Annotated in this window: 15 protein-coding genes; 6 read left to right on the top strand and 9 right to left on the bottom strand. The window is 42.8% G+C overall.

All coding sequences use genetic code 11. From position 1 onward, the window contains the following. Nucleotides 1-37: 37 nt before the first annotated feature. From rpoZ to trmH, 3 genes are all read left to right on the top strand, one after another. Nucleotides 38-310: a DNA-directed RNA polymerase subunit omega gene (gene rpoZ, locus IUZ65_RS00710; protein ID WP_102563458.1), complete on the top strand. Its 273-nt coding sequence runs from the start codon at nt 38-40 to the stop codon at nt 308-310. Nucleotides 311-350: 40 nt separating this feature from the next. After that, the gene (spoT, locus tag IUZ65_RS00705; protein WP_195704871.1) at nt 351-2,471 is read left to right on the top strand and encodes a bifunctional GTP diphosphokinase/guanosine-3',5'-bis pyrophosphate 3'-pyrophosphohydrolase; all 2,121 of its coding nucleotides are present in this window, start codon (nt 351-353) and stop codon (nt 2,469-2,471) included. 91 nt (nt 2,472-2,562) lie between these two features. Further along, the gene (gene trmH, locus IUZ65_RS00700) at nt 2,563-3,249 is read left to right on the top strand and encodes a tRNA (guanosine(18)-2'-O)-methyltransferase TrmH (RefSeq protein ID WP_195704870.1); all 687 of its coding nucleotides are present in this window, start codon (nt 2,563-2,565) and stop codon (nt 3,247-3,249) included. Nucleotides 3,250-3,386: 137 nt separating this feature from the next. Here trmH and IUZ65_RS00695 read toward each other — a convergent pair whose 3' ends face one another. The 4 genes from IUZ65_RS00695 to IUZ65_RS00680 all read right to left on the bottom strand — a co-directional run bounded on the left by IUZ65_RS00695 (nt 3,387) and on the right by IUZ65_RS00680 (nt 7,172). Continuing rightward, nucleotides 3,387-3,623: a thioredoxin family protein gene (locus IUZ65_RS00695; protein WP_195704869.1), complete on the bottom strand. Its 237-nt coding sequence runs from the start codon at nt 3,621-3,623 to the stop codon at nt 3,387-3,389. Between the two features lie 27 nt (nt 3,624-3,650). Continuing rightward, entirely contained in the window at nt 3,651-4,646 is a 996-nt protein-coding gene (locus tag IUZ65_RS00690) for a permease (protein ID WP_195704868.1), read from the bottom strand. 79 nt (nt 4,647-4,725) lie between these two features. Next, a complete protein-coding gene (locus IUZ65_RS00685) occupies nt 4,726-5,286 on the bottom strand; it encodes a sigma-70 family RNA polymerase sigma factor (RefSeq protein WP_195704867.1) in 561 nt (186 codons plus the stop codon). Further along, on the bottom strand, nt 5,286-7,172 hold the full coding sequence (locus IUZ65_RS00680) for a putative ATP-dependent zinc protease (protein ID WP_195704866.1): 1,887 nt from the start codon (nt 7,170-7,172) through the stop codon (nt 5,286-5,288). Before IUZ65_RS00680 ends, IUZ65_RS00685 begins: the two co-directional genes overlap by 1 nt. 189 nt (nt 7,173-7,361) lie before the next feature. Here IUZ65_RS00680 and IUZ65_RS00675 point away from each other — a divergent pair, with 189 nt between their 5' ends. Beyond that, complete coding sequence (locus IUZ65_RS00675) at nt 7,362-9,701, top strand: Tex family protein (RefSeq protein WP_195704865.1); 2,340 nt, start codon at nt 7,362-7,364, stop codon at nt 9,699-9,701. 75 nt (nt 9,702-9,776) lie between these two features. On the opposite strand, the gene IUZ65_RS00670 is transcribed toward IUZ65_RS00675, so the two are convergent. Continuing rightward, nucleotides 9,777-10,247, bottom strand: coding sequence for an ATP-dependent Lon protease (locus tag IUZ65_RS00670; RefSeq protein WP_195704864.1), 471 nt, complete (start codon nt 10,245-10,247; stop codon nt 9,777-9,779). 117 nt (nt 10,248-10,364) lie between these two features. Continuing rightward, a complete protein-coding gene (gene bioH / locus IUZ65_RS00665) occupies nt 10,365-11,159 on the bottom strand; it encodes a pimeloyl-ACP methyl ester esterase BioH (protein ID WP_195704863.1) in 795 nt (264 codons plus the stop codon). Between the two features lie 83 nt (nt 11,160-11,242). Between bioH and IUZ65_RS00660 the strand changes: the two genes are divergently transcribed. Together IUZ65_RS00660 and nfuA are read left to right on the top strand one after the other, a co-directional pair. Next, nucleotides 11,243-11,944 (top strand): ComF family protein, encoded by a 702-nt coding sequence (locus IUZ65_RS00660; protein WP_195704862.1) that lies wholly within the window; start codon nt 11,243-11,245, stop codon nt 11,942-11,944. Nucleotides 11,945-12,062: 118 nt separating this feature from the next. Continuing rightward, nucleotides 12,063-12,644 carry a Fe-S biogenesis protein NfuA gene (gene nfuA, locus IUZ65_RS00655; RefSeq protein WP_443083722.1) on the top strand — a complete coding sequence of 194 codons (582 nt, stop codon included), beginning with the start codon at nt 12,063-12,065 and terminating at the stop codon, nt 12,642-12,644. Between the two features lie 112 nt (nt 12,645-12,756). Here the strand turns inward: nfuA and cysQ are convergent, their stop codons facing one another. The 3 genes from cysQ to IUZ65_RS00640 form a co-directional block, all read right to left on the bottom strand. Next, on the bottom strand, nt 12,757-13,587 hold the full coding sequence (gene cysQ / locus IUZ65_RS00650) for a 3'(2'),5'-bisphosphate nucleotidase CysQ (RefSeq protein ID WP_195704861.1): 831 nt from the start codon (nt 13,585-13,587) through the stop codon (nt 12,757-12,759). Between the two features lie 8 nt (nt 13,588-13,595). Further along, nucleotides 13,596-14,168, bottom strand: coding sequence for an ADP compounds hydrolase NudE (gene nudE, locus IUZ65_RS00645; protein WP_195704860.1), 573 nt, complete (start codon nt 14,166-14,168; stop codon nt 13,596-13,598). A gap of 89 nt (nt 14,169-14,257) precedes the next feature. Next, on the bottom strand, nt 14,258-15,019 hold the full coding sequence (locus IUZ65_RS00640; protein WP_195704859.1) for a type II secretion system protein N: 762 nt from the start codon (nt 15,017-15,019) through the stop codon (nt 14,258-14,260). Nucleotide 15,020: the final 1 nt, after the last annotated feature.

Here is a 15,020-nt window from a genome sequence, read left to right as displayed (position 1 = left end):
GTCATTCAGAATATTTAGTTAACCTATTGGAGTCCACATGGCACGCGTAACCGTTCAAGATGCAGTTGAAAAAGTTGGCAACCGCTTCGACCTAGTACTAATCTCGGCTCGCCGCGCTCGTCAGATGCAAACTGGCGGCAAAGATTCACTAGTGCCAGAAGAGAATGATAAGCCTACTGTTATCGCACTTCGTGAAATCGAAGAAGGCTTGATCACTAAGGACGTTCTTGATGCACGTGAACGTCAAGAACAACAAGAACAAGAAGCGGCTGAACTCGCTGCTGTAAGTAGCATTACTCACACTCGTTAATTCTAGTGAATAACTTTAAGTAACCTTTCGGGCCTTTAATTTGTATCTATTCGATAGCCTAAAAGATGTTGCCCAAGAATACCTAACAGAGCCTCACCTAGAGGCTCTGCGTCAATCTTATGTGGTAGCAAAAGATGCCCATGAAGGGCAGACCCGCTCAAGCGGGGAACCTTATATCATTCACCCTGTTGCTGTAGCTCGTATCCTCGCAGAAATGCGTTTGGATCATGAAACCTTAATGGCTGCACTTTTACATGATGTGATAGAAGATACGGAAGTCTCTAAGGAAGAACTTGCTAATCAGTTTGGTGATACGGTTGCTGAACTCGTTGATGGAGTATCTAAGTTAGATAAACTTAAATTTAGAGATCGAAAAGAAGCCCAAGCAGAGAACTTTCGTAAGATGGTTCTTGCTATGGTGCAAGACATTCGCGTGATCCTTATCAAGCTTGCTGACCGCACGCATAATATGCGTACGCTTGGTGCACTTCGTCCAGACAAACGCCGTCGAATAGCGAAAGAAACACTCGAAATATACTCTCCCCTTGCCCATAGATTAGGCATCCATAATATTAAAACTGAGTTAGAAGAACTTGGTTTTGAAGCGCTCTATCCAAATCGCTACAAAGTCCTCAAGGAAGTAGTGAAGACCGCGCGTGGTAACCGAAAAGAGATGATTCAACGTATTCACTCAGAAATCGAAGGTCGTCTAGAAGAAGTAGGCTTAAAAGCCAGTGTGTTAGGACGAGAGAAAAATCTCTTTTCGATCTACAACAAAATGAAAACCAAAGAGCAGAAATTCCATACCATTATGGATATCTATGCCTTTCGAGTCATCGTAGATAGCCCCGATACGTGTTATCGAGTATTAGGTCAGGTGCATAACCTTTATAAACCTCGCCCAGCTCGAATGAAAGATTATATTGCCGTCCCAAAAGCCAATGGCTATCAGTCGCTGCATACTTCAATGGTTGGCCCTCACGGCGTGCCTGTAGAAGTACAAATTCGTACAGATGACATGGATCAAATGGCAGACAAAGGTGTTGCTGCACATTGGTCATATAAAGCTGGTGGCGAACGCAAAGGCACCACCGCTCAGGTTAAAGCGCAGCGTTGGATGCAGAGCTTACTTGAGCTTCAACAAAGCGCAGGTAACTCCTTTGAGTTTATTGAAAACGTTAAGTCCGACCTTTTTCCTGACGAAATTTTCGTTTTCACACCTAAAGGTCGTATTGTCGAATTGCCTGCTGGCGCGACTGCCGTCGATTTCGCCTACGCCGTCCACACTGATGTAGGCAATACCTGCGTAGGTGCTCGAGTTGACCGTCAACCCTATCCTCTGAGTAAATCACTTAAGAACGGTCAGGCAATTGAAATTATAAGTGCTCCTGGGGCTCGCCCTAATGCCGCATGGCTCAACTATGTGGTTACCTCTAGAGCAAGAACCAAGATACGCCAAGTGCTGAAAACCATGCGTCGTGATGAATCGGTGGCGTTGGGTCGCAGGCTGCTTAACCATGCTTTAGGCCGGCACACTATAGAAAGCGTTTACCCAACAAACATCGAGCATGTTTTATCTGACCTTAAGGTCAAGTCCATGGACGATTTACTTGCGGCTATCGGTTTGGGTGAGCTCATGAGTATTGTTATTGCTCGCCGTTTGCTGGGCGATGCCGATGCACTGACCGAAACCAGTTCAGTAACGTCAACATCAAGTAAGAAACTATCTATCAAGGGCGCTGATGGCATTCTGCTTACCTATGCTAAGTGCTGTCATCCAATACCCGGTGACCATATCATTGCTCACGTTTCACCAGGGCGCGGCTTAGTCGTACACCTTGAATCTTGTCCAAATATACGTGGTTATCAGAAAGAACCAGATAAATACATGTCTGTGGAATGGTCTGATGAACACGAACACGAGTTCATTTCTGAGTTGCAGATTGATATGCATAATAAACAAGGTGCACTTGCAGAGCTCACCAACGTTGTTTCGCGTACTGGCTCTAATATTCACGGCATTACAACGGAAGAGAAAGATGGTCGTTTATACACAGTCACTTTAGCGGTTACGACAAAAAACCGCGTTCATTTAGCGGAAATAATGAAGAAAATCCGCGTGATACCACATGCATTGAAAGTTAGACGCAAAAGAACGTAGCCATACTATCCTGAGCCTTGAACCTAAAATGAAGAAAATAGGCGCTCAAGGCTCAAGATTTTAAAACCCAACCAGTCATCGTTGAATTATCATGAACCTAGACCGCTATAACCGCATCCAAACTGTCCTTAAAGCTCGCCAAACCGACCTAACCCTTTGCCTTGAAGAAGTTCACAAACCGAACAACGTATCTGCAATTATTCGCACCGCCGATGCGGCTGGTGTCCATAAAGTACATGCTGTTTGGCCCAACAAGAATATGCGAACCTTAAGCCACACCTCTGCTGGTGCGCGTAACTGGGTCGAAGTCGAGACTCATGAAACTATCGAAAGTGCCGTTGGCGAACTAAAAGCCCAGAATATGCAGATCTTAGCGACCAACCTTTCCGACAAAGCCGTCGATTTCAGAGAAATCGATTACACCAAACCAACGGCAATCATTCTTGGTGGCGAAAAGTACGGTATCTCTAGCAAGGCATTAGAGTTTGCCGATCAAGACATTATCATTCCGATGGTCGGTATGGTTCAGTCTCTCAACGTTTCGGTGGCCAGTGCGCTCATTCTTTTCGAAGCACAAAGACAACGCCAACATGCAGGGATGTATGACAGAGAAACCTCAGCATTAGCGGAAGAGGTAATACACAGAACGCTATTTGAGCGTGGCCATCCCGTTCTTGCTAAAGTCGCTAAACGCAAGAAACTTGAATACCCTCCTCTAGACGAAGAGGGTCAGATTGTCGCCGATGCGGCTTGGTGGGCAGAGATGCAAAGACGCTAAGGCCTATCACCCTTGTACCCAGTTTTGTCGGTTACTATGTGTCCGACCAGTCGGGAATCTTGTCTGTATAAACCACACGCTCTTAAGGGTGACGAAACGTTGAAAACAACGAGTTTACGTTGCCTTCTATTTACGTTTTAATTAGTAAACCAGGCCGCCACTTGCTCTGCCTTGGGTACACTGCCTTTGTGTACCACCGTTTCATCTATAACCACCGCAGGTGTTTTCATTACGCCATAAGCCATAATGTCTTTTAGATCTTGAACCTTTATCAGCTCTATCTCTATATTATTTAATCTAGCCACTTCTTCGATGACCGATGCCGTTACCTGACAATTTTTACAGCCAGAACCTAATATTTTGACTACTTTCATTACTTTCTCCTTGAATAAAAATGAGTTTTAGATCAGCGGTATGGCATTAAAAATCCAACCAACGAGCGTAAACGCGACTAATAAGACTACGAATAGCACCATAAGTAACGGCCACTTCATCACCTGCTTTAAAAGAATGAATTCAGGAAAACTCGCGGCAACAGTGCTCATGCAAAAAGCCAACGTCGTACCGATTGGCAGCCCGTTCATTATCAAACTCTCCATAACCGGAATGACGCCCGTCGCATTAGAATAGAGAGGTATCCCTAGGAGAACAGCCGCCGGCACAGACCACCACTGCCTATCGCCTAAATAGGCTTCAATCCACCCCTCGGGAACAAACCCGTGTAAAGCGGCACCTAGTCCAACACCAATAAATACCCACTTCCAAACCCGTCCAAATATCTCACTGGTTTCATCTTTGGCAAACTGATGGCGCTCTTGTAGGGATAATTTTTTAACCTCTTGAGTGCGAGTAGGACTCTCTTTTTGATTGATTGATCCTTGCTTTAAAGCATCAGCAGCAAAAGAAACCAACCAACGTTCCGCTTTTATCACATCTAAAAATAAGCCCCCTAACATACCAACGCTAATACCAATCAATACATACAAAACCGTAAACTTCCAACCTAACAAACTAACCAGTAGCAATACCGCTACTTCATTGATAAGCGGTGAAGTAATAAGAAACGCCATCGTAATACCAAGCGGTATACCCGCCGAGGTAAATCCGAGGAATACAGGAATGCTTGAACATGAGCAAAATGGGGTGATTGCACCAAAAATTGAGCCCAGTAAGTAACCCGTAAAACGATGCTTTCCTGCCAAATAATCCCGGACACGTTCGATATCCAATGAAGCTCGGATAATAGCAATTAGGTAGATCATAATAATAAGAAGCGCGAAGATCTTAGTGGTATCTTCTACAAAAAAATGCAGTGCATCACCAAGCTTAGAATTGGGGGATAGATTAAGCAGATCAAACACCAACCATGATGCTAAATCAGTGAACATTTGAAACATATAAACCCTATAAAATAAAACCGCTTTGTCTTAAAGACGAAGCGGTTTTAAAAAGGATTCATAAAAAATGACATTTATTTTAGCCTCGACGAGTAAAACAACAAACCTGTTGATTCTCGTCTAACTTTACTTGGCAAGAAAATTCTATCTGTCGTTTCAATTTGTCTCTTGCACGACGAATTCGAGATTTCGTCGCCGCAAGGGTAAGCCCATGTTCAACGGCGAATTCTTGCTGACTGACGCCATCTAAATCACATGCCACAATAATGGTTCGGTCCGCTTTGTCAAGTTCAGAGATCACTCGAGGAAGACAACTCAAGGCAAGAAGATCTACGGGCGCTAAGTTTTCTTCTTCCAGTTCAATATCGGCACTTATCTGCTGAAATGTGCGCTTTCTTGTATGATCAATAAACAAGTTCTTCGCCACCCGAAACAACCATGCCTTCGTATTTGTTACCTCACAAAACGTCGCTTGCTGATGCATTATTTTAATAAAAACATCTTGCAGGATATCCTGAGAAAGTTGTCTGTCGTTGGTTTGTTTAAACAGCCACAGCAGCAGTGCCTGTTCATGTTGATGCCAAGCACGCATCGCACAAGGAAACGCGTTACCTAGGTTTTTGGATCGATTCTCTAACATTACTGTTTTATATCTTTTTCAGACCCACCCAGCAGAAACTTGCTATCACTGGTAACGACCACACCATGACGCAGAAAGTTTTCACCAAGGATCATACTGTAGCCAAATCGAGAGCGGTCTTGTAGGTTAACTTTGACCTTCTTACGTATATCACCAATCTGTACATCCATCTTCACTACTGGTCTGTGATTGGCTTTTTCCCCTTCCTTCGCTTTAACGGTCATCATTCTCACGACTTGTCGGGTAAACGATTTCTTGTCGCCTTGTTTGTTCTCATATACAAAGTCGACCATGTCTTTACCCTCTTTTTGGTATAATTTGATCTCTTTGGCATTCATTGAACTGACATCCGCGCCTGTATCTAACTTCACCGGAAAACTTAACCCTTCGACCGTGGCATTTTCAATGTAACCCGCCTTGACTAAATCGTGAGACTCTAGCAATAGATCCGTCCGAGTATTAATTATCACACCACCTTTCTTTGTTTTTTGCCCTATTAGAAAAATTTGTTCTTCATTTTTATCTAGGGTTTCTAGCGCAATGTCATATTCAGTATATTTTCCGTCAGCCTCAAGTCTGACCTCAATCACGGGTCTTATTGAGTCACCCACTTTGATTTTTCGAAGAATAGATTTAACAAATTTTTTCTTATCGCCTTCATCATCTTCTAAGAAATAAGTGACATGTTCGCCCTTATCAGCGCTCGATATTTCAAAGCTGGACACCTTGAGAACAGGGGTTTTCACTCTCAGATCAGGCTTTGCGTTTACCTCTATACCATCGACTAAAATTAACTCTTCTGGAGAGATCACAAGTGGGTTCTTATCTTTAACTCGTTGAGTGAATTTCTCTTTGGGCTTATCCAAAAGGTTTTTTTCACTGGCACTAATGACAAAGTTTTTACTCAGCGCTTCTTTGCCTAATCTCAATTGACTAGAACTGTTGGAGCGATCTTTTAAATAAACATGCAGATTAGTATCAAAGTGCTTATCACCTTTTACTGGGATATAGACCTCTGGACGCTCAATATCACCAAATTTAATCATGCCTATCAGAGGGAGAGTGAATGACTTACTGTTTCCTTCTTTGTCATTGGTATCAAAGCGGACTTTTTTTGCCTTTTTGTCTACCTTGATATTCGTGGCATGTAAAACAGACGATTTACTTTCCATTGAAATACTGACATTCATCGCAAGACCATTCACCATCATTGTCTCTTCACGACCAATAAGGGTTGCTTTCGGTTGCTCCTGTAAATAATCATAACCTGCAAATACCCAAGCATTCTGTTTTAGAAATGTCTTACCAATTAAAATTGGGGTACTAAAATTACCTCTGTCTGTCAGGCTCGCTTCTGTTTCTATTTCAACGTCACCTATCTTCATCTTAAGCTCTATAACAGGACGATAAAGAGGCTCTTTACTCGTACGACTTCGAACCACACTGACTCTCGCTAAAGGCCTTTCAAACTCTAAAACGTCACCAGTGTAGGGGTTCGTCACATTGAACTTCACGTTAAGCTTTAGCTCTCTTTCTGGGGTATCGAATTCATCTAACCACCAATTACTTTGGGAACCACCATATTCATCCACGATATGTTTAAGTAATTCAGTATCCGAAAGGTTTTTATATTTAGGGTTACTACTCAAAATATGAATATTATCGGCATGGATTGACGTAGTATCCGCTCCGGTATCTATTTTCCCATCAAATGGGATATGTTTGTATTTGTCTGTGCTCGTCAGATACACATTTTCTATACGACCAAAAACTGATAAACCTTCTAACTCATAAGCTGGGTTCTGTGTCGTGTAACTGCTTTCACTAGCGATAGTACTGACGCTAAATAACATTATTGTTAATAACGAGATGGGCATTTTTTTCATTTTTATAGTCCGTAACATGCAGATATTCCTTTTATTTATTCTAGTCAATGTAACCAATAACAACAGCAGTTCATGTCAAAGTTACGCAAAAGAAAATTAAAGATTGAGATAACCAACGACAACCTAGTAATTCTCTGTTTTGCCCCCATTTATGAAACAATGCAAAAAATTGATTAAAGAGATCTACGGATGAGCCAAACCCCTTCTCAGCAACAAAGAGACTCACAACACTTAAGCCAACAGATTGCGAAAGAGCTTAACGTTCGAACCGAGCAGGTTGCAGCAACAATTCGTCTTATCGATGAAGGAAGTACCATTCCTTTCATTGCACGATATCGTAAAGAGGTAACGGGTGGCTTGGACGATACCCAACTAAGAACCCTAGATTCGCGTTTGAGCTATCTTCGAGAGCTGAATGAACGTCGAGTGACTATTCTTAAATCCATCAATGATCAAGAAAAACTAACGTCTAAGTTAGAGAACGATATTAATCAAGCAGAGAGCAAAACTCGACTTGAAGATCTTTATCTTCCCTATAAACCCAAAAGAAGAACCAAGGGACAGATTGCTATAGAGGCAGGGCTAGAACCATTGGCATTGAGGCTATGGAAAGAAGCACAAGGTGATCCAGAATCAGAAGCTCGACGCTATATTAATGCTGAAAAAGGAATCAATGATACTAAAGCGGCGCTGGATGGTGCTCGTTTTATTATCATGGAGCAGATTGCTGAAAATGCCGATTTAATTAGTAAACTTAGACAATACCTCACTACTCAGGCGGAGATCGTATCCCGAGTTATCGTAGGAAAAGAACAAGAGGGACAGAAGTTTAAAGATTATTTCGAACACAGTGAAAAACTAAGTAAAGCACCGTCTCACCGTGCATTAGCAATGCTTCGTGGCCGAAATGAAGGTTTTTTGCAGTTATCTATGAATGCTGACCCAAATCAAGATGAGAGCATTCGCCGCTCATATTGCGAAGATATCATCACTAACCACTACGGACTTCATCTCAGTGATACGCCAGCAAATAAATGGCGTAGTCAGGTAATCAGCTGGGCGTGGCGAATCAAAATTTCGACCCATATGGAAACCGAATTGATGGGAGCGATGAAGGAGCGCAGCGAAGTGGATGCAATAGAAGTGTTTGCTTCTAACCTAAAAGACCTATTGATGGCAGCTCCTGCGGGCCCTAAAGCGACACTGGGTTTAGACCCTGGGCTTCGAACTGGTTCTAAAATTGCTGTCGTAGATGCCACAGGTAAAGTGCTTGATACCGACACTATTTACCCAAACCAGCCTCACAAACAGATCGATAAGTCAGCCCATGTAATTGAAAAGCTGATCAGAAAACATAACGTCGACCTGATTGCGATTGGAAATGGTACCGCTTCCCGCGAAACTGATGATTTTGTAGTAAATACATTAAAAAAAGCCCATTTAAGTACACAAAATATTATTGTCAGTGAGGCAGGCGCATCGGTGTATTCCGCATCCGAGCTCGCCGCTAACGAATTCCCTAACATGGACGTCTCTTTACGTGGTGCCGTTTCTATCGCAAGACGCTTACAAGATCCTCTGGCTGAGTTGGTTAAGATTGACCCTAAATCTATTGGCGTTGGCCAATACCAACATGACGTTGGTCAGAATGCATTGGCAAAACGATTAAATGCCGTAGTAGAAGATTGTGTCAACGCTGTTGGTGTTGACGTCAATACTGCCTCAACAGCACTTCTTACTCGTGTTGCTGGACTTTCTAACACTATTGCAGAAAATATTGTCAAATATCGAGATGAAAATGGTCGCTTTGAAACTCGAACAACCTTAAAAAAGGTTGCTCGTTTGGGGCCTAAAGCCTTTGAACAGTGTGCTGGTTTCTTACGTATTATGGATGGTAAAAATCCATTAGATGCGTCTTCTGTTCACCCTGAAGCCTATCCTTTGGTTAAAGCCGTCGCAGAGAAAAATAATAAACCAATAAAAGCCCTTATTGGTGACACACTATTTTTACGCTCTCTCAATGCAATAGACTATACCGACAGTACCTTTGGGGTTCCTACGGTAACCGACATTATCAAGGAGCTTGATAAACCGGGTCGAGACCCTAGACCGGAATTCAAAACCGCAACTTTCGCCGACGGAATTAACGCTATCTCAGATCTTGAACCGGGAATGATTCTTGAAGGGGTGGTCTCTAACGTGGCAAACTTTGGTGCATTTGTCGATATTGGCGTTCATCAGGATGGCTTAGTCCATATCTCTGCTTTGACCGACCGTTATGTCTCTGACCCTCGCGAAATCGTTAAAGCTGGTGACATTGTTAAAGTCAAAGTGCTTGAGGTTGACGTTCAGCGCAAGCGAATTGCGTTGACTATGCGTCTAACCGACGAACCTGGACAGACGAACAAACCGCAGACGAATCGAAATGCATCCCCAGAACGTAAGAACAAACCCAAAAGCCAAGGTTCTCAAAACCAGCCAATGGGAAACAGTGCGTTTGCGGACGCGTTCAAGAAAGCAGGACGATGATGACAGGTTAGTCGGGAGAAAAAATAAGTTATAGATCCTAGAGCATTCTAGAATCTATAACTCTATTCAGAGTTGTCAAAGCACCGCAATAACTTCAGAAGGGCAGTTTGGTGCTACAGCATGACCGTAGTGATATTTAATCACAGTACGTCTCCGCTCCATTTTTCCTGAAGTAATCGCTGCATCAATGATTTTTTTAGGCAAACGAAAGCGAATCGTGTAACCCAACCCCTGTTTCTCCGAATAGGTTTGAAGTGCAAGCAATTCAAACAACCGGCTTAAGGTATCTTTGGGTTCTTCACTCTTCGCTGACTTAGCGTTTGTCTCACTGTCCAGTTCATAATCAGGATGGTCCGACGCGTCCCAAGCAGGTCGTTTCCGGCGCTTATCTTCTGCTTTAATGCGCCTTTCTGCATTGGATTTTGCCAATTCTACTGGCGGCGTAACAGGTTCACGAATTTTGTTATCTCTCGCCGCTTGTTCAGTTTGAACATTGACCGAAGGAGCAATTAGTGGCACGTTCACATTGGTCGGCGACACAATCATAACAAACCTCCCTCTTATACAACCTATTACTTCATAGCGAATTAGGTACCTTATCTTCCTTGGTAAATAAAACGCTATCTATAATTGGTTAAATATCTTATCGGCCAAACTGTTCAATTATTTACCACTAAATTGTATTAATTGTGTGCAAAACTCATCGAGTTCGGTCATAAATGGAGCATGAGAGGACTGATTAAAAATGTAATGTTCTGAATTTGATAACAATTCTTGTAAATCATTCGCGACTTTTATCGGTACTAAACCATCAAGTCGGCCATAAAAACGCAAAAATGGCATACTGATCTGATCCAACTGGCCACGTAAATCTACATTTCCCAACATATTTAAGCCAACCAACAAGGACTCTGGAGTAGGAAGAGGCCGCGACAGCACCGCTTTTTTAAGTAACTTCACATCCTGTCTTGCGGTTGGACTTCCCATCGCCTGTAACGCCATAAACCGTTCAATGGTAGGATGAAAGTCTTCTACTAGCTGTTCAGTAAAGGTAGACAATACGGCAGGTTTAATGCCCCTCCAGCGCTTCTCCGCGGCAAATTTAGGTGAACTGGCAACAGTGACGAGTTTCGATACTCGATTGGGTGTATTTAACGCGATATGGGTAGCGATTAACCCTCCTAACGACCAACCCACCCAAATAGCTTGCTCCGGTGCATGCTCCAGAACCATCTTAGCTGCGCTATTGATATCATCTGCATGTCGTTCTGAACTGTGACCATAGCCCGGCAAATCAACCACATGAACCGTAAAATGTGCCGAAAGTCGCTCAACCGTTTGCTGCCAAACCGCGCCATTCATTCCCCATCCATGGATTAAGACCAAGTCTTTACCCTTTCCTTCTCTGTGCCAAAACAAACGTGGGGGAGTTGTCATCTTCTCTGCTACTTCAATCATGAATTATCTCTTAGCGTATTCTTTATTATTTAACCTGAACTCAATACCCGTGATGACCGTAAATACCAGCTACCGAGATTCTTATGTGGAAAAAAGAATTCCGTCGTATTATTACCCAATATTCTAACCCAATTTGCCATTTATGTGGTCTTAGCAAGGGCAGTAAATTTGGCGATCTCATTTGGTGTCAGAGTTGTTTATTGCTTTTTATAGCCAAACCCCGTTGCTGCCAATGCGGATTAGAAACCCTAATACCCGTTGCCAAGTGTGGTGCTTGTTTATCCGAACCACCACTCTGGGACCGGCTTTTTTGTGTCGGTGATTATAAAGCGCCATTATCTAACTATATTCATAACTTAAAGTATTCAGGTCAACTGCAATACGCTTACGATCTGACCTATTTGTTGTCAAAAAGGATAGATAACCCTGCTCCACTCATCGTGAGCATGCCACTCCATTGGCGACGTTTTCTACATCGAGGTTACAACCAGAGTGATGTTCTCGGGCGCTACCTAACCACTCATTTACAAGGAAGGAGCACCTTCGACCAAACGCTCTTTAAAAGGGTTAAATCTACCCCCAGCCAACAGGGATTAGATAAGCAACAAAGGACGAAAAACCTGACCCATGCATTTACCCTCAATTGGTTACCTAATCAAACACATATCGCAATTATTGACGACGTAGTTACCACAGGAAGTTCCGTCCGACAATTATGCAAATTACTCCTTGATGTTGGAGTGAAAAAAATTGATATTTATTGCATCTGCAGAACAGGAACATAGTGCCTAATAACTCGACGTTATTGAAGCAAACAACAAAGTATCAATTTTCATTTGGCATCCTGTAATCGCAAGAGTAGAATAGAATCAAATAACCTACAAAAACAGTCAGGTATTAGTCGTGTCAATTATTATTACTGAAAGTGCTCAAGCACACTTTGCTAAACTGCTAGAACAGCAACCGGAAAATACCAATATACGTGTATTTGTCGTTAATCCAGGAACACCGAATGCAGAGTGTGGTGTCTCTTATTGTCCACCAGAAGCGGTAGAAGCAAGCGATACCGAGATGAAGTTAGCGCCCTTTTCAGCCTTTGTTGATGAGTTAAGCTTACCTTTTCTTGAAGATGCTGAAATCGACTACATAACGGACAAGATGGGTTCGCAACTTACCTTGAAAGCACCTAACGCGAAAATGCGTAAGGTTTCTGACGATGCATCTTTGATGGAACGTCTTGAATATGCAATTCAAACGCAGGTGAATCCTCAGCTTGCTGGCCACGGTGGTCACGTAAGCTTGGTAGAAATCACAGAAGACGGAATTGCCCTAGTTCAATTTGGTGGCGGCTGTAATGGCTGTTCAATGGTTGACGTAACGCTGAAAGAAGGCATAGAGAAAGAGCTAGTACAGCAATTTGAAGGTGAATTGACTGCCGTTCGCGATGCAACAGAACACGCACGCGGCGAGCACTCATATTACTAACTGGGTGCAGTTTATTTCCCATTTACACGTAGCACCGCTTCGGTAAATAACGAAATAATCCCTATTCTAAAATGCAAAAAGGACAGCGATTCGCTGTCCTTTTTAATGTCTGTTAATCTTTCATCTGTAAGATTTCATCCCAAGGCAGATTTTCATCTCCCAACACGATAAAATTGGGGTTCTCAAAGGTTTCTCTTTCATTGTAAGAAAGAGGCTCCAGCTTAGTACTCAATATCCTGCCCCCTGCTTCCTGAACAATACATTGAGTTGCGGCGGTATCCCATTCTCCTGTTGGCCCAAGTCTTAGGTAACAATCAACTGCGCCTTCTGCAACCAAGCAGGCTTTTAACGCCGCCGATCCAAGAGGAATGAGATCATAATTCCATGCCGGTGACATTCTGTTGGTGATTCTATTGATATCCTGGCGGCGGCTGATTGCGATTGCAATGGTTTGCTGTCCAACGTCATGTGTAAGTGTTTTTATACGAACACTTTCATGCATATCCGGAATCTTCCAAGCACCCTTGCCTTCGTAGGCATAAAAAGTCACACCAGAAACCGGTCCGTAAACCACCCCCATCACTGGCCTATTGTTTTCTATCAATGCAATAACTGTCGCAAAGTCGCCACTTCGAGCGATAAATTCTTGGGTTCCATCCAGAGGATCCACAAGCCAATAGCGATTCCAATTAGCACGCTGTTCTAGAGTTATATCCGCAGCTTCTTCGGATAATACTGGGATATCAGGTGTTAATTCAGATAATTTCTCTTCAATGAATTTGTGCGCGGCTAAGTCGGCACTGGTTACAGGCGTCGAGTCCGATTTGGTGAATTCTTCGTACTCTTTTTTCTCATAAATATCTAAAATGAGTTGTCCTGCCGCTCTAGCAACGTCGATGACCGACGGCATTAGGTGAGATAGATCTTTGTCAAAGGTTGCCATGTCAGTTCCTAGTTCGTCTTATTCGGTGACGTTGCTTGCGCTAAGTAACGTTGAGCCAGCATGAGTGCGGCAATACTTCTAGCCTCACTAAAATCCAAATGGGATAGCAATTCATCTGCTTGATTAAAAGGCCAACGTACCAATTCTAAGGGTTCTGGCTCGTCCCCTTCTAACGTTTCAGGATATAAGCCTTCTACTAGAAAAAGGGTCATTTCACTGGAAAAATAAGAAGGTGCTAAGACCACTTTTTTAAGCGGTGTAAAAACAGTGCCACCCAAGCCTATTTCTTCTTTTAATTCTCGATTCGCCGCCTCTTGCGGTGTTTCGCCTAAATCAACAAGCCCTTTTGGAAAACCAAGTTCATATTCTTCAGTGCCTGCGGCATATTCTCTAACAAGTAACAGGTCACCATTTTCCGTAATGGGAACCATCATGACCGCTTCACGACCACTTCGGCGCATTCGCTCATAAGTGCGCTTTACTCCATTAGAAAATTCAAGGTCAAGAGATTCAATAGTGAATAACTTCGATTTAGCCGCTGTCTCAACTGCTAATATTTTCGGCTTTTGAATTTTCGCCATCCCTTGCTCCTTGTCTGTTCGATAACTTAATTTTAACGGTAATATTCATTTTAGCAGTAACAATGAGCATCAAATATTTATTCTACAGGTTAGTTTAGTTTACCTGCATAAGTAAATGAGTATTCACCTTTGTTGTTAGGATTTCCAAGCCATTTAAGCTGAGATGTCATCGCCGTCGGAAATTCCGCATTAGGTTTAAACCGAGCATCCACGTTATAACGTAGATTCGGTTGTAATTCGGCTTGCAGTGAACCCGCTAACTGATTGTTGTTGTGCTCACCCATTGCGCTTAGCTTGCTTTCTTGGCACTGTAAATCCGTTATAACGCTACCTAAATCTAACCCACCTAAGGGTGACCCAATTTTACTTCCAACCCACACTAGTGTGCCAGTTGCCGACTGGCACCATGGTTGAGCATACTGATAGTCATTAATGGATAACTCTAGATTTCCTTTTACCGTAATTGGCACTGGTATAGATAATCGTTGCAATACATTTACAGCAGGCATTGAGATAACCACGTCATCGGCAAATAACCCTGATAAACCAACACCTACATTTCCTTTACCCATTAGTTTTATATCGCTCCCTCGACCAAAACGCAGAGAGTAATTGGCTTTACCTTGAAACAGTTCTAGTGGCTTAAACTGCCAATTCACCTGACCAAGGTTGTCATTTTTCCAACGAACATTTTGGGCTTCACCTGCCCAAATGGTGCCACTTGGCGACTCAATTTTTAAGTTCGGCACTTCTGGCATAGCTTTCAAAGCAAAGGAGACTGGCATGTGAATAAAGGCACTAATACACAGCACCGATATAAAACAAATGACGAGAAGAATAATACGTTTCAAA

It is taken from the genome of Vibrio sp. VB16 (assembly GCF_015594925.2).
Lineage (GTDB): Bacteria > Pseudomonadota > Gammaproteobacteria > Enterobacterales > Vibrionaceae > Vibrio.
This window is presented reverse-complemented; position numbering and strand designations above follow the sequence as displayed.